At 65.2% G+C, this 20,460-nt stretch carries 22 protein-coding genes; 21 read left to right on the forward strand and 1 reads right to left on the reverse strand.

The features are described 5' to 3' along the window. The first annotated feature begins 105 nt into the window (after positions 1-105). The 6 genes from ABT053_RS05415 (at position 106) to ABT053_RS05440 (ending at position 3,458) form a co-directional block, all read left to right on the forward strand. A complete protein-coding gene (locus ABT053_RS05415; protein WP_350967643.1) occupies positions 106-1,338 on the forward strand; it encodes a tyrosine-type recombinase/integrase in 1,233 nt (410 codons plus the stop codon). Positions 1,339-1,731: 393 nt separating this feature from the next. Beyond that, complete coding sequence (locus ABT053_RS05420; RefSeq protein WP_350967644.1) at positions 1,732-1,923, forward strand: HNH endonuclease; 192 nt, start codon at positions 1,732-1,734, stop codon at positions 1,921-1,923. Beyond that, a complete protein-coding gene (locus ABT053_RS05425) occupies positions 1,920-2,237 on the forward strand; it encodes a hypothetical protein (protein ID WP_350967645.1) in 318 nt (105 codons plus the stop codon). The genes ABT053_RS05420 and ABT053_RS05425 overlap by 4 nt, the downstream gene beginning before the upstream one ends. Positions 2,238-2,313: 76 nt before the next feature. Next, entirely contained in the window at positions 2,314-2,724 is a 411-nt protein-coding gene (locus ABT053_RS05430) for a CHAP domain-containing protein (RefSeq protein ID WP_350967646.1), read from the forward strand. Positions 2,725-2,866: 142 nt separating this feature from the next. Continuing rightward, the gene (locus ABT053_RS05435; protein WP_350967647.1) at positions 2,867-3,028 is read left to right on the forward strand and encodes a hypothetical protein; all 162 of its coding nucleotides are present in this window, start codon (positions 2,867-2,869) and stop codon (positions 3,026-3,028) included. A gap of 4 nt (positions 3,029-3,032) precedes the next feature. Next, positions 3,033-3,458, forward strand: a complete 426-nt coding sequence (locus tag ABT053_RS05440; protein WP_350967648.1) for a phage terminase small subunit — start codon at positions 3,033-3,035, stop codon at positions 3,456-3,458. Here ABT053_RS05440 and ABT053_RS05445 read toward each other — a convergent pair whose 3' ends face one another. Then, positions 3,459-3,989, reverse strand: coding sequence for a hypothetical protein (locus tag ABT053_RS05445; RefSeq protein ID WP_350967649.1), 531 nt, complete (start codon positions 3,987-3,989; stop codon positions 3,459-3,461). Between the two features lie 44 nt (positions 3,990-4,033). Between ABT053_RS05445 and ABT053_RS05450 the strand changes: the two genes are divergently transcribed. From ABT053_RS05450 to ABT053_RS05520, 15 genes are all read left to right on the forward strand, one after another. Continuing rightward, the gene (locus ABT053_RS05450) at positions 4,034-5,632 is read left to right on the forward strand and encodes a terminase TerL endonuclease subunit (protein WP_350967650.1); all 1,599 of its coding nucleotides are present in this window, start codon (positions 4,034-4,036) and stop codon (positions 5,630-5,632) included. A gap of 59 nt (positions 5,633-5,691) precedes the next feature. Continuing rightward, positions 5,692-7,170 (forward strand): phage portal protein, encoded by a 1,479-nt coding sequence (locus ABT053_RS05455; protein ID WP_350967651.1) that lies wholly within the window; start codon positions 5,692-5,694, stop codon positions 7,168-7,170. A gap of 88 nt (positions 7,171-7,258) precedes the next feature. After that, a complete protein-coding gene (locus tag ABT053_RS05460; RefSeq protein WP_350967652.1) occupies positions 7,259-7,852 on the forward strand; it encodes a hypothetical protein in 594 nt (197 codons plus the stop codon). A 43-nt stretch (positions 7,853-7,895) separates the two neighbouring features. Continuing rightward, positions 7,896-8,774, forward strand: a complete 879-nt coding sequence (locus ABT053_RS05465) for a phage capsid protein (protein ID WP_350967653.1) — start codon at positions 7,896-7,898, stop codon at positions 8,772-8,774. Positions 8,775-8,844: 70 nt separating this feature from the next. Further along, the gene (locus tag ABT053_RS05470) at positions 8,845-9,216 is read left to right on the forward strand and encodes a hypothetical protein (protein WP_350967654.1); all 372 of its coding nucleotides are present in this window, start codon (positions 8,845-8,847) and stop codon (positions 9,214-9,216) included. Next, a complete protein-coding gene (locus ABT053_RS05475) occupies positions 9,213-9,581 on the forward strand; it encodes a hypothetical protein (RefSeq protein ID WP_350967655.1) in 369 nt (122 codons plus the stop codon). Before ABT053_RS05470 ends, ABT053_RS05475 begins: the two co-directional genes overlap by 4 nt. Further along, on the forward strand, positions 9,578-9,871 hold the full coding sequence (locus ABT053_RS05480; RefSeq protein ID WP_350967656.1) for a DUF5403 family protein: 294 nt from the start codon (positions 9,578-9,580) through the stop codon (positions 9,869-9,871). Before ABT053_RS05475 ends, ABT053_RS05480 begins: the two co-directional genes overlap by 4 nt. After that, positions 9,871-10,302 carry a hypothetical protein gene (locus ABT053_RS05485; protein ID WP_350967657.1) on the forward strand — a complete coding sequence of 144 codons (432 nt, stop codon included), beginning with the start codon at positions 9,871-9,873 and terminating at the stop codon, positions 10,300-10,302. Before ABT053_RS05480 ends, ABT053_RS05485 begins: the two co-directional genes overlap by 1 nt. Positions 10,303-10,346: 44 nt before the next feature. Continuing rightward, the gene (locus ABT053_RS05490) at positions 10,347-11,195 is read left to right on the forward strand and encodes a phage tail tube protein (protein ID WP_350967658.1); all 849 of its coding nucleotides are present in this window, start codon (positions 10,347-10,349) and stop codon (positions 11,193-11,195) included. A 128-nt stretch (positions 11,196-11,323) separates the two neighbouring features. Next, positions 11,324-11,674: a hypothetical protein gene (locus ABT053_RS05495; RefSeq protein ID WP_350967659.1), complete on the forward strand. Its 351-nt coding sequence runs from the start codon at positions 11,324-11,326 to the stop codon at positions 11,672-11,674. Positions 11,675-12,134: 460 nt separating this feature from the next. Continuing rightward, positions 12,135-15,341, forward strand: coding sequence for a hypothetical protein (locus tag ABT053_RS05500; protein ID WP_350967660.1), 3,207 nt, complete (start codon positions 12,135-12,137; stop codon positions 15,339-15,341). Positions 15,342-15,420: 79 nt separating this feature from the next. Continuing rightward, positions 15,421-16,500, forward strand: coding sequence for a hypothetical protein (locus ABT053_RS05505; RefSeq protein WP_350967661.1), 1,080 nt, complete (start codon positions 15,421-15,423; stop codon positions 16,498-16,500). Beyond that, on the forward strand, positions 16,500-18,047 hold the full coding sequence (locus ABT053_RS05510; protein WP_350967662.1) for a Gp37-like protein: 1,548 nt from the start codon (positions 16,500-16,502) through the stop codon (positions 18,045-18,047). The genes ABT053_RS05505 and ABT053_RS05510 overlap by 1 nt, the downstream gene beginning before the upstream one ends. A gap of 3 nt (positions 18,048-18,050) precedes the next feature. Next, positions 18,051-19,367: a hypothetical protein gene (locus ABT053_RS05515; RefSeq protein ID WP_350967663.1), complete on the forward strand. Its 1,317-nt coding sequence runs from the start codon at positions 18,051-18,053 to the stop codon at positions 19,365-19,367. A gap of 25 nt (positions 19,368-19,392) precedes the next feature. Next, a complete protein-coding gene (locus tag ABT053_RS05520; RefSeq protein WP_350967664.1) occupies positions 19,393-20,454 on the forward strand; it encodes a hypothetical protein in 1,062 nt (353 codons plus the stop codon). Positions 20,455-20,460 lie beyond the last annotated feature (6 nt).

Here is a 20,460-nt window from a genome sequence, read left to right on the forward strand (position 1 = left end):
GCCCAACACCTACAGGGGAAACACCACTGTGAGACCACTTTTCATGGGCATGATCATGGGCAACGCCAGTTTTCCGACCCCCCACCTCGGCTGAGGAGGGTCACTATGCGTAACCCCCTGAAGGGCACGATCACCACCTACGAGACCAAGCAGGGCACCAAGTACAGGGTGCAGATGCCTCCCGTCCTGGACCCAGTCTCCCACTCCCCGTTCAGGCCGACAAAATCCTTCGACAGCGAAGAAGACGCCGTCGCCTGGCAGATCGAGCAGAACCTCAAGCACGCACTCCACCAGCCTCTGCCGACCAATGCGACGTTGGAAGAGGTCATCGAGTTCCGACTCGCCCAGTCGGGACTCAAGGAGTCCACCATCAGTGGGAACCGCAAGGCGCTCCCCCACATCCCCCGCACGCTCTTGAAAACCCCGATGAGCAAGATTACTCAGGGAATGATCACCATCTGGGTCACCGAGGACTTAGTCCATCGCGACCTCAAGGCCAGCTCGATGCTCAATTACATCTCCGTAGTCTCCGCCGCGTTCGGCTTCGCCTCCGATAACGGCCTGCACGTAGGCAACCCGGTGAAGGCAGCCGGGGCACGACGCCTTGTCAACCAGTTGGTCTTTAACGATGACGAGGATGAGATGGACGAGCTGGGCGAGGAGGACTGGTTCAGCCACCTCTTCGGACGCGGGCCGGTCTGGACCGCCAAGCAGCTCCGCATATTCCTGGATCAGGAGCACTATCCCCACCAGGGACTCCTGACCTTCATCGCCCTCCAAGGCACTCGCCGGGGAGAAAGTATCGGCTTGAAGTGGTCCAGCCTGGATGACCGGGGATTCGTGCGGTTGCGCGAGAACATCACCATGGGAATGGGCCGGACGATCTACTCCCCCACCCCCAAGGGCGGTAAGCCCCGGCGCATGTGGCTCGACCCCATGACCAGATGGGTCCTGGAGCGCCACAGGAAGCAGCAGGATCAGGAGAAGGCCCGCTACGACACCTGGGATGAGGGCGACTGGATTTTCACCCGCAGGCGTTGGCACCTGTCCAAGCCTGAGGCGCCCGGAGCCCACACGATGCCCAACACGGTGACCGCTCGGGTGGGCCGAGGGGCTGAGAAGCTCGGATTCCCCGTCATGGGCCCCCATGGGCTCCGTCGCTCCTGGGCGACGATCGCGGAGCGTGTGGGCGTTCCTAAGGCCGTACGCAGGGACATCCTGGGCCACTCCCCCGAGTCGATGACCGACCGATACACCCGCACCACCCGTGAGGAGATCCTGGCGGGCCTGGCAGCCGTACGGGCTGAGATCTTCCCCGACTGGACCCCAGACGTGTGACGGAGGTCACATCATGGGCATGCACGGTCTCCGACAAAGCGCACCTATATACATGTGGGGAAGGGGGGTAGGGGGGTTGGGGCTCCGCTCCGCTCCTACCGTCTAGTGGAGTCTCAAGACTCCTTACTTCTTAACTAGTTACCGGTAAGAGCCCCTTAGGGCTCTAGTACTAACCCCGTTAACGAGGGGGCCTCCAGGCCCCCGAAGAGAGATTCACCCCCAGTACCGTCTCCGAGTTCTGGGGGTGTTTCCATGCCTAGGGCTCCTAAGAAGTGCCTCCAAGCTGGCTGTTCAAAGCCAGCGACCAACGCGGGACGATGCCAGGGGCACTACGTGCCCTGGGCTCAGACAAGCCCCCGTAACCTCACGCGGCCGAGTAACGCCGCGACCTTGATGCGCAAGGCACGACAGAGAGACCGAGAGCGCTGCTACCTCTGTGGCGGCCCCGGACGGATCGTGGACCACGTCATCCCCGTCGCCGAAGGCGGCTCCTGGGATCTGACCAATCTCATGTGCATCTGCGACCCCTGTCACCACACCAAGTCTCGAACGGAGGCCGCGCGGGGGAGGGCGCGTCACCTATGAGCGATGGAAATTACCCCTCGGGCAACTGCCCAGGCAGCAGTTGCGGCTCTTGTACCGCTCCTTGCCAGCCTCTTGATACAGACTCCTTCAACACCCTCATCGCTCGCGGCCCGCTCGACTCCGACTACGTCGGCCTCGCCGACGCCCAGTTCGACTCCGACACCGACGCGCTCGGCTGTGCGCGCTGGGACGACCACTCGGCCGAGTGCGACGTCGAGACCTGCATCGCCAACTACTTCTGCTTCGAGAAGTACGCCAGCTACGCCGACCTCGAAGGCGACCCCTGGGCCGCCGAAGGCGACGCCTACTTCTAAGCCGTCCACGAAGCCAACTCCCAAGCCAACGCCGAAGCCGACCACGGCGACGAGCCAGGTCAGCGCCTTCCTCAAGGTGGCCGCTGGGGAGATGGGCACCTCCGGGGTGCCCAACAAGTACACCCGCTGGTACACCAACGACCTGAACATGGGGAGCTACTTCCTCACCGCGCCCTGGTGTGCCATCTACATCGCCTGGGTCGCTGAGCAGGTCGGTGTACGGGCCAAGGTTGGCACGGACGCCTACACGCCCACCTGGGCTTCCTGGTACGCGGCCAGGGGCCGCTGGGGCACTACGCCCCGGCCGGGGGCGATGGTCTTCTTCGACTGGTCCGGCGGCAAGAGCCGCAGCGGGATCGACCACGTGGGCATCGTCGAGAAGGTCAACGCCGATGGCTCGATCACCTCGATCGAGGGCAACTCAAGCGGCCGGGTGCAGCGGGTCCACCGGACCAGCAGCATCGTCGGCTACGGATATTGGGCCTGAGTCCGCTACTCCCGGACTCAGTCCCTCAGTACATGGGCTGTCAGCAAAAACCGAGCCTTGAGCCGGTGGGGCTGACATGGCGCACGCGAGGGCGGGTTCCGCGCGCCTCTTACTTCTTTCTTCTCCCTTCGGAAGGACGCACATGGCAACAGCACGAGGCAGGCGCAAGGACGCAACTCCCGAGGATGTCGCGAAGGTGACCAAGGCCAAGGAGTCCAAGGACGCCCCTGAGACCGCCGAGGACGGCGCCCCGCTGAGCGTGACCGACGTACTCGCCGGCCGATACGAGTCCACGAGCGAGTGAGCTGATGGCGGGCAACGGCCCCCCTCCCAAGGAGAACGCGGTCCGCCGCAACGCGGTCGACCTGAGCCACCTGGAAGTGGACGAGGACGTCCCCGACAAGGTCAAGAAGCTGTTCAAGCGCGACGGCTACAGCGTCGCCACGCAGCGCTGGTGGGACACCTGGGTCGCCTCCGAGCAGTCCAAGGCGTTCCGGGCCACCGACTGGATGCGTCTCCAGATGCTCGCGCCTCTGGTGGAGGCTTACTTCCGCAGGCCCGGCCACAACGCTCTCGCCGAGATCCGGCAGAACGAGTCACTCCTGGGCGCCACAGTCACCGACCGCATGCGCCTGCGGATGAACAAGGCCGAGAAGAAGGACGACTCCAAGCCTGACCGGCTGCCGGAGAACGTCGCCGACATGGACCTTTACCGGTCACTCAGCGGAGCTTAATCATTCCAACTCGCGCATCTCTGTCCGGGCATTGCGCAGTTCGAAAAACGCCCTTCTGGCCTTCTCAGCCTCTGTGCGTCCGTTGTACCAGGACGTCTGAAGTTTCGGGAACCACTCGCCGACTTTCCCGGGGTTCCTAAAGAGGTATACCACCGCAGAGACCACCCCCGCCCCGCCCACCCCGGTGGTAACCAACTCCATCACCAGCGGCGAGTTCATCGATATTTTACTTACCCGCACAGTGACGCTTTCGCTGACTTGAGAGGGATCCATCTCCCTCCGTATAGCTAAAGGAAGGTGTCGCCATGGCATGGATGGCGCGTTCGGCGGGGGCGGAGCGTCGTCTACAGGGCGACGCCCCTCCTTGATATCCGCTGCCACGGCGACCGCCTCGAAGACTTCTTGCAATGTCGTCATCAGACTGCTTAGGCGCAAGAGAGATGGGTGGCTGTCGAATACGTTTTCCACCTGATTGATGGTCACCTCAAGCCTGCCCTCGACCAGGGTGATCTCGTCAGTAGCTAACGACATAAATACAGATCGTAGTGCCCCCAGGGGCCGGGGGGTGATGACCGTTGCAAAGCGGAAATCTTCCCCAAGGCGTTCCCCACCCCACACGATCCCTGGGGTACCAGATCCTGCGCTGGGGCGAGCGCTACCTCGTTCAACCCGACGGGGAGAACGCGGGCGAACCCTGGGTCTTCACCGCCGAGCAGAAGCGCTTCATCCTCTGGCTGTACGCCATCGACGAGCGCGGCCGGTGGCTGTACGACACCGCCTGCCTCCGCAGGTCGAAGGGCTGGGGCAAGACGCCCGTCCTGGCGGCGCTGGCGATCGTGGAGTTCATCGGCCCTTGCCGCTTCTCCCACTTCGACGAGAACGGCTACCCAGTCGGCAAGGCGGTGCGCCTGCCGCTGGTTCAGATCGCCGCGACCAGCATCGACCAGACCGCGAACACGCGGGACATGGTCCGCGGAATGCTCGCCAACTCGCCGGCTGAGGTCGAGTACGACATCGAGATTGGCAAGGAGCGCATCCAGTTCCGCTCCGGGCGCCCAGGACGCATCGAGCCCGTCACCAGCTCCAGCAGGGGCCTGGAGGGCGCACGGCCGACGTTCTGCGTGCTGGATGAGACCCACCACTGGGTGTCCTCCAACGGCGGCATCTCCGTCTTCGAGGTGTTGGACCGCAACGTGCGAAAGACGGCCGGAGCCGGTAGCCGGATCGTGGAGTCCACCAACGCGTTCAACCCCAACGAGGAGAGCGTCGCTCAGCGCACCTACGAGGCGTACCTGAAGAAGCCCAACGGGCGACTGCTGTACGACTGCGTGGAGGCCGACTCCGACGAGATCGACCTCAAGGACCTCAAGGCCGTTGAGCTGGGCCTGCGGCAGGCGTACGGCGACTCGCATTGGGTGGACATCCCAGGGCTGCTGGAGGCGATCCAGGACCCGCGTACGACTCAGGCACAGGCGTACAGGTTCTACCTCAACAAGATCCAGGAATCGGCTGACTCGTGGATGGCCAAGCCCGTCTGGGATGGGCTGCTGTCCAACGTCGATCCGATCAAGGCTGGCGATCAGATCAGCATCGGCTTCGACGGGAGCCTCTACTCCGACTCCACGGCGATCGTGGGCTGCCGCTTGCGCGACGGCAAGCTGTTCCTGATCCACCTGGATGAGCAGCCGGACCCGAAGTTCTCCAAGTTCGCTGCCGACTGGCAGGTGGACACGCTGCTCGTGGATCGCAAGATGCGCGAGGCGTTCGCCACCTACCGCGTGATGTGGGTCTTCGCCGATCCCTCGTACTGGCAAAACGTCGTCGGGACCTGGGCCTTGGACTTCAAGGAGAAGGACCCCGAGGGGCGAGACATCGTCTTCGAGTTCAGCCCGCAGCGCGCCACGCAGATGGCGCAGGCGGTCGAGCGCATGCACACCGCAGCGCATCTGGGCGAGGGCATCTGCCACGACGGCAACCCCGACATGGCTCGTCATGTGGCCAACGCGGTGACCTACGAGGTTCCCCAGGGGACCTTGATCCGCAAGGAGAGCAAGAAGTCCCGCAAGAAAATCGACATCGCCATTGCGGCGATTCTCGCTTATGAGGCGAGGGCTGAGGCCATTGCTGACGGACGTATGAAGGTCCGGAGAAAAGCGCGTTTGCGCAGTTACTAGGGATTGGCCCTCTTTTTTGCCCCGATACATGAGTCTGGTAGCTAGGAGTGTGGCACTAAGTGGCAAGCATCGGGGGCCGCCCTGAAACCCCGCTGGACTGGATCGTCTACCTGGAAGGCAAGCTGAACGCGCAGCGCTCGGCGGGCCAGAAGTACGTGGACTACTACGACTCCGAGAACAAGAACCTGCAATTCGCGCAGCAGAAGTTCTCGGAAATCTTCGGCGGGATGTTCACCGGCTGGAGGGACAACTTCTGCGCGCTGATCGTGGATTCGATCAGTGAGCGGCTGCGCGTCCAGGGCTTTCGCATGGGCCCTGACGAGCCCGCCGACAAGGACGCCACTGAGATCTGGCAGCGCAACTTCCTGGACGCCGACTCCAACTCCGCCCACATCGACGCCCTGGTGCAGGGCAGCTCGTACGTGACGGTGTGGGGCGACTCCGACGACGAGCCGCAGATGGTCCCCGAGAACGCTCAAGACGTCGTGGTGCAGTACGAGCCCGGCTCTCGCCGCCGCCTGGCCGCCGCCATGAAGCAGTACTCCGATGACTGGGGAAGCGAACACGTCACCCTGTGGACCCCCAAGCGGGTGTTCACCACCACCCGACTGGGTGACGGCATGAAGTGGGAAACGCCCTCAGACGTCAAGAACCCGCTCGGAGTTGTCCCGGTCGTCCCGCTGAACAATCGCTCCCGACTGCGCATGGCGCCATTCTCTGAATTGGCAGCCATCCTCCGCGTTCAGGACGCGATCAACAAAGTAAGCGCTGACGCGATCGTCGCCTCGGAGTTCGCAGCCTTTCCGCAGCGGGTAATCAGCGGGGTCGAATCCCTGCCCGATGACGCCACTGACGAGGAAGTGGCAGCCGCACGAGCGGATGCCGTGCGCGCCTACATTGACCGCATTCTCACCTTGGATAATCCCGAGGCGAAATGGGGGCAATTTCAGGCTGCCGATCTCAGCAATTATGTGACTCTCATCGACATGCTCGTCCAGCATATGGCGTCGCAGTCGCGAGTTCCATTTCACTACTTCTTGCTCAATGGCGGTCAGGCTCCCTCCGGGGAATCAATCACCGCCGCTGAAGCAGGGCTCGTGGCCAAAGCCCACGAGAGAATGCTGCATTTCGGGGAATCCTGGGAAGAGTCCATGAGGCTTGCATTCCTGGTCAAGGGCGACACGTCCAAGGCCAAGGCGTACAACGCCGAAACGATTTGGGCCGACCCCGAATACCGCAGCAAGGCGGCTCTGGCTGACTCCCTGCTGAAGATGAAGGAACTCGGTGTTCCCATCAAGCAGCTCCAGGAGGAGTACGGCTACACCCCGACCCAGATTCTCCGCTTCCAAGCGATGCGCGAAGAGGAGATGAAGGAGACCAAGCGCCTGGAGGAGAAGTACGGCCTGGCCCCGGTCGTGGGCCTGGACGGCAAGCCTGTATCGCAGGGTGCCGGCCAGCCGCCAGCTCGCGGTGAGGCCAAGCCGAAGTCGGCTACCGACAAGGTCGCTTCGGTCGAGCGCCAAAAGCGCGCCGCATAGTAATTCCCCCCTTTTTCGATGGGCCTCAGCTGACATGGCTGGGGCCTTTTGCATGCCCCAATCCGACATGGAGAGGTCCCGTAAGACGATGGATATCCCTACGCCCAGCGAAGCCACCAGCACCACCCCCGCAAGCACTCCGACCGACACCCCGGCTGCCCCGCAGACCGAGGAGAAGGACTGGAAGGCAGAGGCAGAGAAATGGCAGCATTTCTCCCGCCTGCATGAGGGCAACTGGAAGAAGGTTTCCGCCGAGGCTGATTCACTGCGCAAGGCCCAGATGACTGACTCGGAGAAGGCCATCGCCGAGGCGGAGGGACGTGGCCGTAAGGCCGCGCTGGAGTCCATCGCAACCGAGCGCGCGCAGCTCAAGCTGGAGACGGCAGCGGCTAAGGCCGGGGTGGATATCACTCCGGTTCTAGAAGTGCTGGATGTCTCCAAGTTCATCAATGAGGGCGAAGTCAACAACGACGCGATCGGCGACTTCGTCACTCAGTTCTCCGCCCAGTTCGCGAAGCCGAAGGAGCCGAAGTTCCCCCAGGGATTGGGGATCGGCCCGCAGAGCAGCCAGACCAAGCCGGGTCAGCTTACCCGCGCCGATCTGGGGCGAATGTCTGCGGCGGAAATCGTCGAGGCCGATGCCAAGGGTCTTTTCGACGACATCAAGAACGGGCTCGCCTGAGCCTCCTTCTCCATGCCCACATACATAAGATTGGTAGAATTGCATGGCTCTCACCCCCGGCACTAACGGTGTGGTCAACCCCGGCTTTGTGCCGGAGATCTACTCCGCCAACCTCCAGGTCAAGCTGGAGGGCTCTCTGGTTCTGGCTTCTGCGGTCGTCGCGAACCGGGACTTCGAAGGCGAGGTGCGCAACCAGGGCGACACCGTCAACATCCCGATGGAGATCCTGGACCCCACCATCACCCCGTACCACCTTCAGAACGGTCTGGCGGCTCCGCAGGAGCTGACCCTGCTCGACACCGACCTGAAGATCACCCAGGCGGACAGCTTCAACTTCCGCGTCGAGGACATCTCGGCCGTGCAGAACGCGGTCAAGGGTCTGGTGGCCAAGGGCCAGGAGCGCGCCTCGCGCAAGCTCGCTGAGTCCGCCGACCTGTTCGTCTCCTCCGTCATCACCACGGCTGAGACGCTCGCCGACAGCCGGGGCAAGACGGTCGCCAAGATCGTCCGCAACAACCCCGACAAGGCGTACGAGACCATCGTGGCCGCCAACCTGATCCTGGACAGCAACGACGTCCCCCAGAACGGCCGCTACATCGTCGTCTCCCCCAAGGTCCGCTCCGAGCTGCTGCTGGACGAGCGCTTCATCAGCGCCGACAAGTACGGCGCGGGCTCGGTCATCGTCAACGGTGAGGTCGGCCGCATCCTCAACATGACGGTCTACATGACCACCGTCATGCGCGGCCGGGAGATGCTCATCGGCCACCAGATGGCCGTGACCTTCGCGAACCAGATCGTGAAGACGGAGCAGTACCGCCCCGAGAAGTACTTCAGCGACGCGGTCAAGGGCCTGCACGTCTACGGCGCCCGCGTGATTCGCCCGGAGGCGCTGGTCACCGTCCTGCCGGACCCGACCCCCTGATCAATGCCCGCTTGGTGAGCCCCCGGCCTGACGCCGGGGGCTTGCCCCGTGCTGCTCGAAAGGGGGCCGCATGTTGATGACGGTCACGGACATCGAGGCCCGCACCGGGCAGGTTTTCGAAGACGAACGGCTCATCCAGGTCCAGTCATTCATCGCCGACATCACCGCCTTGGTCGAGACCTTCCTGCGGCGCAGCTACGCAACCACCAGGGCCCCGGCCTCGGTGAAGGCGATTGCCTGCCTGGAGGTCATCCGGACGCTCAACACCGACCCCGGTGTGGCCGCCGACAGGGTCGGCGACCTGTCCACGACCTACGCCTACGCAGGCGCGGTGACGACGCTCTCCCCTGCGGCTAAGGAGTCTCTTCGCCCCTTCCGCAGGCGAGGCGGTCTGGGCTCGATCCAGGTCATCAGCCACCTCGTTCCCGAGGAGCAGGCGTGATCCTGGACAAGGCCAACGAGACCATCAAGGTCTTTCACACCGAGTGGGTTCCCGACGGCTACGGCGGCGGCAAGAGCCCGGTGGCCACCGCGGACTACACCGAGTTCAAGGCGTTCGTGATGCCGACCGGCTTCGCCGGAGCGGGGTGGGCGGCCAACCAGAGATTCGCCTCTCAGGGGTGGGCCGACACCGCCCGCATCACCCTGGTCATCAAGTGGAAGCCCGAGCTGGCCCAGCTGGACCAGTGGTCACGCGTCGAGGCCCAGGACCTGCTGTGGACGGTCGTTCAACAGCCTCGCCGCTGGACCAACCGCCGCATCAGCTACATCACGGTTCTGTGTGAGCTGCTGGGAGACCCGCCGTGAGCTACTGGGTCAACCCCGACATCGCCGAGATAGTCGCCGGCCTACCCGGCGTCCACGCCGAGGTCATCGAGACGGCGCATCGCGGAGCCAAGATTCTGCGCAACACCATCAGCTCCGAGACCGGGGCGATGGCGGGCAGCGTCTTCTCCGAGGCCATGGGGAGTAAGGACGCCTTCTTCGGTCTCAGCGACGAGGGCGCGCTCGGCTACAACTACGGCCACCACAACAACCGGTCCGATCAGTACGTCCCCGGTAGTCACGTCATCGCCAAGACGATCGGCAGGATGTGATGATCCCCGATCCGGAAAAGGCCATCATCGCCGCGCTGGCGCACTACATGCCGGACCTGGTCACCGATGGCGTTCCCCGCATCCACAGCCAGCCTCCCAAGGAGTGGGCACGCCAGAGCTTCCTCGTGGTGCGCGCCACGGGAGGAGGCGCGAGCAGGTATCCGCACCTGTTCGCGGTCTGCTACTTCGAGGTGGAGGCGTTCGCCTTCGAACGCGGGGATGCCTCCCTGCTCGCTCGACGAGCCGGGGCCTCACTGTCCAAGGCCAGCCGCGAGAGCTTCCGCTACGAGACCCCCGATGAGGCCGGTTACCTGTTCGGCCACCGCGAGGTCAACGCGCCCTCGCGCGTCTATGACGGCCTCTCCTCCAAGCACGGCGATACGTACATGAGCCAGGGGACCTACCAGATCTCCGTCCGGGCGCTGCGCTAACACCCCTTCCTTCTTTCTTTCTTTCTGCACATAGGAGATAGGCAATGCCCCCGACGTACCTGACCAAGGACCCCGTCCTCGTTCCGGCGACCGGATACGTTTTCGTCGCCGCCGAGGGCACGCCCAAGCCCGTGCTGCCGCTGGACATCCTCAACCTGCGCACCCTGCGTGAGAGCGTCGGCAGCTCCTGGGCGAGCATCGGCAACACCTCGCTGGAGAACGGCATCACCCACGAGTCCGAGGGTGATGAGCCCGAAGTGTTGGGGACGTGGCAAAACCCGGCGCTGCGCACGACCAGCCCGGCGAAGATCTACACGGTCACCCTGGCGCTGGCGGACTTCAACCTGGAGACCTACAAGCTGTACTACGGCGGCGGCGGCGTCTCGGCGGATGGCTCGTTCATCATCCCGTCCGTCCCCTCCTCCACCACCAAGGCCATGCTCATCGTCGCTGTCGATGGTGACCGGCATGTCGTGGAGTACTACGAGCGCGTGAGCCTCATCGGTGCCGAGGGCGTCACCTACGACCCGGCCGCGCTCAGTGAGATGCCGGTCAAGGCGACCATCCTGGGCGGCTCGAACGGCCTGGGTGAGATCTCCCCGGTCATGTGGGGCAAGTCCGTCGAGATCTCTCCCCCGACCCTGAGCGCCGTCACCCCCGGCACGGCCGCGCCCGGCGCCACGGTCCAGCTCACCGGCACGAACCTGGACGCTCCCCTCACCGTGTGGTTCGGCGTCTACGAGGGCACCGGAGTGGTCACCACCCCGACCGGTACCCAGGTCACCGTCACCGTCCCGACTCCCGTGGAGTCTGGCGACCTGCCGGTGGACGTGAAGGTCGAAACGAACTTCGGCGAGACCGCTTCGAAGCCGTTCACCATCGACCAGTCCTGATCCACCTGCCTTACTCATGCCCTCATACATGAGTTTGGTAGCTAAGACCCCCCGTCGAGAGTGCTTGGGAATGGCGCTCTCGGCGGGGCTCCCATTCCCACGTTCCCGCTGCTTGTGAAGGAATCCCCATGGCTGTTCTGAAGTACGAAGACCTGGTTGAAGACGTCAAGCGTGAGCTGGCCGCCAAGGGCCTTGAGTTCCACGCCAAGGACGGCGAGACCGTCACCCTTCGCCCGGTCCTGCTCCTCGGCAAGGAGGAGCTCAAGGTGGTCACCACCCTGCTCAACGTCGTCAGCGACGAAGGCGCCGACACCTTCGCCCGCATCGAGGCGATGGACGCGATGCTGATCGCCTCCGCTGACAAGAAGAAGTCCCTGAAGAACTCCCTGGACGACCTCCCGCCGCAGATCCGCACCCGCGTTTTCGACGCCTGGATGAAGGCCGGCAACGGAGACGCCCTGGGGGAAGCCTCAGCCTGATCGAGCTGATCGACCAGTACGGAGATGAGCTGGCCGCCGACTTCCAGCGGATCTACCACACCGATATCCGCGACATCTCGCGCGGCCGACTCTCTCCCAAACTGGCGCTGGCATGGATCAGGCAGCTCCCCATCGACTCGGCCTACGTCACGGCAGTCCGCGGTGGCCATCAGTACGCGGGTTGGGACCGGCAGACGTTCGTGCTGGCCGACCTCTACGACGCGATCAACGCTCTGACCTACCTCTTCCAGATGTCGAACTCCGACAAGCCGAAGAAGGTCGAGCCCTTCCCCGCCTACCCTCGCCCCGGCGCCCCGGCTGCGGAGCAGGCCCCCAAGAAGCCCACCCCATTGCTTGCCCGCCTGCGGGGTGAGGACGCTCCTGCGCCTGTGATCGGGCCTGGCCAGCGGAAGGTTGCCCTTCCCCCGTCCGCCCCTTAGGGGGCGGACCGGAGGAATCCATGGCGGGAAGTCCCGCTCGTAAGGAAGTCGGCCGCGTCGGCGTCAAGGTCGTCCCGGACACCAGCGAGTTCGGCGACAAGGTCAAGGCCGAGCTGGCGAAGTGGTCCAACAAGTCGATCGACATCAAGGTCGACGCGGACCTGACGAAGTTCGACGCTGACCTCAAGAAGGCTCTGCGTGACCGCGAACTCAAAGTCAAGATCACGCTCGACTCCGGCAAGGCCGGTGCGTCGCTCAAGACGTTCCTGCGCGAGCGCAGCGTGGACGTCAAGCTCCAGCTCGACACCGCGAATGCGTCCGCTCGCATCGCCGAGGTCACCAAGAAGGCCAGCAAGCAGGTCAACGTCAACGCCGACGTCGCAGCGGCGAAGGCGAAGGTCAAGGAGATCACCAAGCCCGAGACCAAGAAGGTCCGGGTCGAGGTCGACCGCTCTGGCCTGACCTCGCTGTCGGGCTCCCTGCGCGGGGTCGGTGGCCTCGCGATCGGGGTCCTGGCCGGAGTCTCCGCAGCGGTCGGCCAGACCATGCAGTCCTTCGGATCTCTCGGCGAGAGCGCCCAGGGCGCCTTCTCCGGCATGACGCGGGCCGGGGGCCTGGCCAGCAACGCACTGGGCTCGGTCGGCTCCGCCGTCGCGGGCATCGTGGCGAGCCTGGTCCAGATGGCGGGCTCGGTCGTCATCCTCACCGCCGTGGTCGCCGCGCTGGGAGCGATGGCCACCGCCGCCGTGTCGGCGGCCCTGGCGATCGGCTCGCTCGTCATCGGGGTGGCCGCGCTGGCAGCGGTGCCACTCGTCTTCGCCGCGATCGGCACAGCGGTCGTCGCCACCAACGACGACCTGCGGGCCGACTTCAAGAAGCTCGGAGACACCCTCAAGCAGACCATCGGCACCGTCGCCGCACCGATGGTCGATGGCCTGCGCAGCTCGATGACGCTGCTCAACTCGGCGCTCCAGAAGGGGACGCCCCTTTTTTCGAATCTTGTCGAAGCGTTTCGACAGTCGGCTATCAGTCTGCCGGTCCTCACCCAAGGGCTGCTGTCCTTCACCACCAACGCGCTCGGCGGACTCAAGAGCGCGCTGACCACGCTGAACGGCTCGGGTTTTTTCGCCGGGATCTCCGCCAGCCTGGGTGTACTGGGTACCGCGTTCGGTGCCTTCTTCGCCGGACTGTCACAGTGGGGCCCCGCCTTCCAGGCCGGGTTCGCGTCGATCGCCCAGGCGGCACTCAAACTGGCTGGCCCGATTTCGACCCTCATGGGATCTTTCGCGTCTTTTTCCCCTGGCGTGATCACCAGCCTCGCATCAGGTTTTCAGAAGCTGTTCGATGCCTTCTCCCGCAACAGCGCCGTCTACGGGCAAGCGGCTCAGGCGTTCGCCGATTCGCTGTCGGCGATGGCACCTGCCCTGGAGCAGGTAGCTCGCGCCTTCGCCAAGATGGCGCCCGAGGTTCTCAGCACTTTGGCCGTCGCGGTCAGTGCGCTGGCCGCCCAGCTGTCTGACTCCGCAGCCATCGACGGCATCACCAACCTGACCACGGCGTTGATCAATTTCGCCTCGTCGGCGGCCTCGGCCGCCCTGGGCATGGCTGACTACATCGGTGACGCGGCAGAGTCCACGGCCGAATTCGGCGACCTGATCTCGGGCACGCTCAAGGCCACGGCCACCGTCTCGACGGAGCACCTGCGGGGCCTGGTCACCCAGGCCGACACCACCAAGGAAGCGGCCACCAACCTCCAGCGCCAGCTCGGACTCACTCTCGCAGCCGTCGTGGGCGAGAGCGTCGGCAAGATGCGCGAGCTGAACACCTCGTGGCAGACCTCCATCGACGGCCTGGTGGAGACCGGCAAGACCGGCTCTGCCCAGCTCAACGCTGGTTTCCAGGAGCAGTTCGTTAGCTTGATCAACACGGTCACCACGAAGGGTGGCGAGGCTGACGCGGCCTGGCAAGCCTCGATGCAGAAGCTCATCGCCACGACCGCCGCCAGCGGCGATCCGCTGGCCATGAGCATGAGCGCGAGCATGCAGTCGGTGCTCACGGCGATCCAGACCAAGAGCCCCGAGGCCATCGCCCAGGTCACGAACATGCTCAAGGGGATGGACGACCAGGTCCAGGCCGCTCAGATCGCCCAGCTCATGGGCATCAAGCTGGACGAGACCAACGCCAAGATCGCCGCTGGTGTCACGGCCGCTCAGTCCAACTTCGCCAAGCTCCCCCAGGTCATGCAGGAGATCATCAACTCCGCGAAGACCCCGGAGGAGATCGGCACGAAGCTCACCGCCATGAACGCCATCATCGGGGCCAAGGCCACCGAAGGCGCGGCGGCCTTCAAGAAGCTGCCCGAGGGCATGAGCCAGGCGGTGTTGAGCGAGAACGTCTCAACCGGCATCACCTCGATCATGACCAAGATCACGGCTGCGGTCACCACTGGGGTCGCCTCGGCGAAGACCGCCTTCGCCGAGCTGCCCAAGGGGATGGCCTCGGCGGTCGTCTCGGACGGCTCCATCGTCACCGGCGTCCAGGGCCAGATGACCAAGGTCACCGCGGCCATCAAGACGGGAGCCACTCAGGCGACCACCGCGTTCAAGCAGCTGCCCACCCAGATGGCTGCTGCGGCGCGGGCCGACAAGACCCCCGACGCGGTCAAGTCCAACATGACGAAGGTCACCAGCAACATCAAGACCGCCGTCACTCAGTCGGTGGCTCAGTTCAAGTCGCTGGCGTCACAGGCTGCATCGGCCGGCAAGCTCTCCGGGTTCGTCTCGGCGGTCCAAGGGGCGATGAACTCGGCCAAGTCGGCGGTCTCCTCGGCCGTCGCCACGATGGTCGCCTCGCTCAACAGCTTGAACCGCACCTTCAAGGGCCCGACCGTCACGGCCCCCACGGTGCAGGGCGGCGGGGCGGCTCCGGCCGGCCTGGTCACTCCGCAGTCCGAGCCCATGATGCGGATGATGGCGCCGATGTCGCTGATGGCGGTCGAGGACGTCACCCCGATGGCGGCGAGCATGTCGGCGGTCTCCGCCGTCAACGAGCTGGCTCAGGGAGTCACCACCTACGCCCGCCAGATGAAGACGAGGGACGAGGCACCCGAGGGACGTCAGCCAACCGTGCAGAAGATCTACAACTTCACCATCACGGCGGCGCCGAACATCCCCACCGAGGAGCAACTGCGTAAGCAGCTCTCCTACGCCGACACCCTCTACGAGTAACCCCCCGCTCCCCCGCACTGAGGCCCCGGCCACACCCTCCCGGCCGGGGCCTCTCTTTTCGCTGCCTCCAGGAGGTTTTGTGCTGTTCAAGCCCACTGTCGTGCAGTTGTGGGGAGTCGACCGCCAGCTCTACACCCTGACCGAGGAGACCTCCACCGGAGCAGCCGTCATGCTGCGGCCCGGAGCCAAGGGACTGGACGCCCCCACCTGGAACGTCATGACGGATGAGTACCCCGCCATCGACGGCGGGTTCGTGCGCTTCGCCCGAGCGGGCATCCGCGAACTCTTCCTCCCCCTGATCATCACCGGGACCACCCGGCCGGAGATGATGGCGCTCAAGCGCCGCTTCATCAACAGCCTCAACCCCGCCAAGGGGTTGGTCACCCTCCAGACGACCGAGTACACGATCCCCGACAACCTCGGTGATGCGGCGACCTTGGACGACATGATCGCCGAGCCGCCTCGCGCGATCGAGTGCTTCTACGCCGGAGGCATGGAGGGCGGCGAGGGAAGCGAGAACGGCGTCCACTGGGCCAGCTACGGCCTCATCCTGCGCTGCCCCGTCCCCTACTTCTCCGGCCTGTCGCGCATCCGGGCCAGCTTCCAGGTCTATGACCAGCTGCGGGCCTTCATGGCCGACGCCCCCGCCGCCGACCCGTTCGTCTCGGTGGACGGCACCACCCCCGGCATGGGCCTTCAGCTGTCCACCAACCCGATCTGGGCGGATGAGATCAGCCTGTTCAACCCCGGCGACATCGGCGCACAGCCGCGCTGGGAAGTCCGCGGGCCCTTCAACTCCCGCCTGCGGCTGATGCTGCTGGACGAGGAGGGCGCCACGCTCAAGGAGCTGCGCTTCGCCGAGGCGTTCCCCGTGCTCACCTCTGAGGTGCTCGTCATCGAGACCGTCAAGGGCGCCCAGAGCATCCGCCTCTACCCCGAGGTCAGCCCGAGCGGGAACTACTCCCCCACCGCAGGCAAGTCCGTCTACTGGGCCTTCGACACCACCTCATCGCTGTGGGCGATAGAGCCCGGCACCAACCAGGTGGCTCTGGCCATCGACAAGCCGCCCGGCATGAACCCCACTCAGGAGGCCGCCTGGCTGGCGGCCAACAGCCCCCGCGCCTACGTCTCCTACCTGCCTGCCTACCTGGGAATCTGATGCGTAACTTCCGAATCTTCGTCCGGGAGTCCTTGTTTCCCCGCAGCGTTGCGGAGGGAGGCGCCGGGCTCCCCCCGCTGGCCATCGTCGGCGAGATCGACTCCTACACCGACTTCGCCTCCATCCTGCGACACAACGCGGTCGGCACCTGGACCCTCACCACCCCGGCCGGGCACCCGCAGGCCAAGATGCTCACCCCTGGCCGGGGCATCATCGTCCGCCAGGAAGACGACAGCGAGCCTCTCTTCAGCGGCCCCATCCGCCAGATCGAGGAGCGCTGGGATGAGGAGAACTCCGGAGAGGGCTCCATCGTGGTGTCCGGGGTGGATGACAACTACTTGATGGCCGAGCGCCTCGCCTGGACCAACCCGGCCGCTGACATCCACCTGGCCTCAGCCGTCCAGCACTGGCAGGCCAACCCGTCCTGGCCCAACGTCGCCGAACTGCTGCGCCAACTGTTCCTGGCCAACACCCAAGGGCTGGCGGTGCGCAAGCTGGACCGGCTGTTCATCCCGACCGCCGACTCGACCACGAACTTCCTCCGGGACGACTCCGCCCGAGCGGCCCGGCTGCGCTTCGACCAGGCCGACCAGCTCACCTCGATGCTCAGCGCGGTCTACGGCTTTCGGATCAGGTTCATCTGGCACCCCAACCCCTCCGAGGTCGCCAGCAACGGCAACCCCAACGCCACCGGCCCCGGCATCCTGCTCAAGCTGGAGCCGATCGCCAACCTCACCAACGAGGTGCGCTTCGGCGCGGAGCTGGGCAACCTGCGCGGCCTGCACTACACGCTGCGCGCCCCCGAGGCGACCCGCCTGGTCGTGGCCACCCAGAACCGCACCTGGCGCGAACTGGAGCGCACACCCACCTACACCTCGGCAGGAGTCGTAGACGGCTACACCGAGAGCTGGGTGGACAAGTCCGGCCCCGAGCGCTGGTACGGCTACTTCAACAACGACCAGTACGACCCCGACTGGTGGGGCGATGCGGCCGAAACGCCGGCTGACCGTCAGCACACGCTGGCCTGGGCCGCCCAGGGCTACTCCGCCACCGAAACCGAGTGGGGCGTTACCGCTGAGCGCTACCGCGACCGCCGCGACATCGGCTGGCAGTGGCTCCAGGACCCCGCCAAGCCCACCGGCTGGGCGATGGACCCGCCCGTCTGGTCAGCGCAGTACCGCGCCATCCAAGACGAGGTCGAGGCGTTCAACCTCGATCAGGGCCCGCAGGCGTCCATCTCCATCGACCCGATCGAGACCGACGCCGTGATGTTCGGCCGGGCCTACGGCCTGGGTGACGTCGTCCGCGTCGAGCTCAAGTCCGGCACCCGAGACGAGATGGTCCGCGAGGTGCGGCTGAGTTCCAGCATCGACGACGGCCCGAGGGTGAAGCCGACCATCGGCACCTACGGCTCTGGTGAGACCCCTTACCTGTACGCATCCATCCGGGCCCTGTGGGCCCGTGTCACCGGCGTGGAATCTCGCGAGCAGCTCAACGAACTGCAAGAGGTCTCCGCCGTGGACTTCACCATCAAGAAGGCGGCGTAACCCATGGCGATCAACAACGCGGTGATCGACCAGGACCCCGGCACGTTCTGCCTGGCCTACACCTCAGGTGGCGTCCAGGTCCCGTTGCCCAACCGGATTCACCATGTGAACTTCACCTGCTCGGTGACGCACAACGTCGTCCTCCAGCTCGACGGCGCCACCATCACCTCCTCCTACCTCTACAGCGGTGGCGCGACGGTGCGCGACATCCGCCTGCCGGTGCCGAACGATGGACGCCACCACTTCGTCAAGGTGGTGGACCGAGGAGTTGACGGCACCCCTGGCGCCCAGTCCGCCTCCATCGAGGTCTGGTCCGACTGCACCGGAGTGGTCTCCCACGTCGTCTCAGCGGTCACCCAGAACCCGGCCACCAACGAGCAGTACGTGGACGTCACGGTCTCCAACACCGGCCGCATCCAGCAGGCGTACACCAACCGGCTGCTGCTCAACGGCGTGACGGTGGGCACGGAGATCGTGCTCAACCCCGGCCAGTCGGCCACCCGCCGCATCACCATCCCGGCTGACAGCAAGCAGCACGTCATCAAGGGCGAGGTGAAGATCGGCTCGTCCTTCGCCAACGACCCGTGCCTGTGGTACGTGATCGCGGCGAACGCGCCCATCCCGCCGCCGCCCGACCCCTCGGCCGGTGCCACCGAGTTCAAGCCCGGTGAGACCGTCATCATCCAGTCGGCCACCTCCAGCTCCCCGCTGGCCACCGATGGCAGCGAGTGGGTGCTGATGGAGATCAGCCCCCGCAACGCAGGCACCTGGAAGCCGGTGGGCTACGAAGGCGGGCTCCTGGCCCCACAGGAGGACGGAACCTGGTCGACCGCCATCCCCACCACGGCCGCCACCTACCCGGTGGGATCGCAGTGGGATGTACGCGCCCGGCGTTTCCGCAACTACCGCGAGTCCACGCCGACGCTGCACTACTTCAACATGGTGGCCGGTACCGTGCCGGACCCGCCCACAGACGGCGGCGGCAACCCGCTGCCGACGCTGACCGCCCCCACCATCACCGGCCCGACCGGACGTGACCAAGCTGGCGGAACCTGGCTGAAGATCTACGGCACCGGCACCCCCGGAGCGCGGCTGGAGTTCTCCACCGAACGGGTCACCGCCTGGGGCCAGACCAACTACGTCCCCGAGCCGACCACCGTCGGCGCGAACGGCAAGTGGGAGACCCGCGTCTTCGGCAAGAAGCAGGTCGATCCGCACGACTACAAGGTCCTGGGATACCGGGCTCGTATTCGGCAGAACAAGCAGTTCTCCCCCTGGTCCAACCGCCTGGACGTCACCTGGCGCCACGCATGGCGCTGACCACTACGTGAAGGATGTGTAAGACATGGCGGATCTGGAGAACCCGGACCCCAACGAGCATTCCTGGCCCTTCGCCACAGGTGCCGGCCGAGTCGTCACGGCCGAGAACTGGGAAACGATGGCCAGCACCTGGCAGCTCAACGGAGTGCGCGGAATGCCCGGCCCCGAGGTGCCTGTGACGGGTAACCGCGGACTGTATGCCACGCGGCTTTCCAACACCCAGATCGAGATCCAGCCGGGCGTAGCCCACATCGGCGGGCACTTCTTCGAGCTGCGCTACCCCAAGACGTTCGACCTGGATATCACCGGCGCGGGCTTCGACGGCACCAACATTCGGCGTGACCTGCTGACCCTGCGCCTGGACCGGGCGGAGAGCACGTTCCGCTTCGTTCAGGTCAAGGGCGGCATCGGCGCGGGAACCATGACGCTCCCGGCCGCGCCTGATGAGCTGCCCCTGGTTCAGATCGACATCACCGGTGGGGTCGGCCTGACCGGCGACCCCGCTGACCGCCGCTGGTTCCTGTCCCGTCAGGTGCGGCCCATCAAGGGGCCTTACGGCTTCCTGCACCCCGTGCCCGCCAATGGCGAGCTGGGCGTGGACTACCACAACAACTATCTGGTGGTGGGGTCCAACGGCCTGTGGGTGCCAGCCTCCCAGGTCTTCAACAACGACCCCAACCCCGCCACGGTCGACGCCATCGCGAAGGTGAACGCGCTGACGCCGGGCGTGTGGACCGATGCGACCTTCCTGACCTCCTCGGTGACGCACGCCAACACCACCACCGCCAAGGTGCAGGTCTACAAGGCGGGCAACGTCGTTCACATCCGGGGCGGCATGGTGGCGACCAGCGCTGGCACGGCGCTCAACACGACCATCGCCAAGACCGACGTCATCTCCATCCCTGCCGGGTTCCGGCCCGACCGGCCGGTCTACCTGACCTGTGTGGCCTTCGAGTCCGACACCCCTTCCATCTCCACCCTCGCGGTGAAGATCTTCACCACCGGGGCGTTGCAGATCTACACCCCCTCAACCCTGCGCTCCAACATCACTCGGGTGGACTTCACCGGCACCTACAACCTGGTCTGAGAGGAG

Source organism: Streptosporangium sp. NPDC002524 (assembly GCF_040295985.1).
Lineage (GTDB): Bacteria > Actinomycetota > Actinomycetes > Streptosporangiales > Streptosporangiaceae > Streptosporangium.

What these genes read in the sequence shown, in the direction of transcription:
- ABT053_RS05415 (WP_350967643.1), top strand. Translation starts at nt 106, where the DNA reads ATGCGTAACCCCCTGAAGGGCACGATCACCACCTACGAGACCAAGCAG.
- ABT053_RS05420 (WP_350967644.1), top strand. Translation starts at nt 1,732, where the DNA reads ATGCGCAAGGCACGACAGAGAGACCGAGAGCGCTGCTACCTCTGTGGC.
- ABT053_RS05425 (WP_350967645.1), top strand. Translation starts at nt 1,920, where the DNA reads ATGAGCGATGGAAATTACCCCTCGGGCAACTGCCCAGGCAGCAGTTGC.
- ABT053_RS05435 (WP_350967647.1), top strand. Translation starts at nt 2,867, where the DNA reads ATGGCAACAGCACGAGGCAGGCGCAAGGACGCAACTCCCGAGGATGTC.
- ABT053_RS05440 (WP_350967648.1), top strand. Translation starts at nt 3,033, where the DNA reads ATGGCGGGCAACGGCCCCCCTCCCAAGGAGAACGCGGTCCGCCGCAAC.
- ABT053_RS05445 (WP_350967649.1), bottom strand. Translation starts at nt 3,989, where the DNA reads ATGTCGTTAGCTACTGACGAGATCACCCTGGTCGAGGGCAGGCTTGAG.
- ABT053_RS05460 (WP_350967652.1), top strand. Translation starts at nt 7,259, where the DNA reads ATGGATATCCCTACGCCCAGCGAAGCCACCAGCACCACCCCCGCAAGC.
- ABT053_RS05465 (WP_350967653.1), top strand. Translation starts at nt 7,896, where the DNA reads ATGGCTCTCACCCCCGGCACTAACGGTGTGGTCAACCCCGGCTTTGTG.
- ABT053_RS05470 (WP_350967654.1), top strand. Translation starts at nt 8,845, where the DNA reads ATGTTGATGACGGTCACGGACATCGAGGCCCGCACCGGGCAGGTTTTC.
- ABT053_RS05485 (WP_350967657.1), top strand. Translation starts at nt 9,871, where the DNA reads ATGATCCCCGATCCGGAAAAGGCCATCATCGCCGCGCTGGCGCACTAC.
- ABT053_RS05490 (WP_350967658.1), top strand. Translation starts at nt 10,347, where the DNA reads ATGCCCCCGACGTACCTGACCAAGGACCCCGTCCTCGTTCCGGCGACC.
- ABT053_RS05495 (WP_350967659.1), top strand. Translation starts at nt 11,324, where the DNA reads ATGGCTGTTCTGAAGTACGAAGACCTGGTTGAAGACGTCAAGCGTGAG.
- ABT053_RS05500 (WP_350967660.1), top strand. Translation starts at nt 12,135, where the DNA reads ATGGCGGGAAGTCCCGCTCGTAAGGAAGTCGGCCGCGTCGGCGTCAAG.
- ABT053_RS05510 (WP_350967662.1), top strand. Translation starts at nt 16,500, where the DNA reads ATGCGTAACTTCCGAATCTTCGTCCGGGAGTCCTTGTTTCCCCGCAGC.
- ABT053_RS05515 (WP_350967663.1), top strand. Translation starts at nt 18,051, where the DNA reads ATGGCGATCAACAACGCGGTGATCGACCAGGACCCCGGCACGTTCTGC.
- ABT053_RS05520 (WP_350967664.1), top strand. Translation starts at nt 19,393, where the DNA reads ATGGCGGATCTGGAGAACCCGGACCCCAACGAGCATTCCTGGCCCTTC.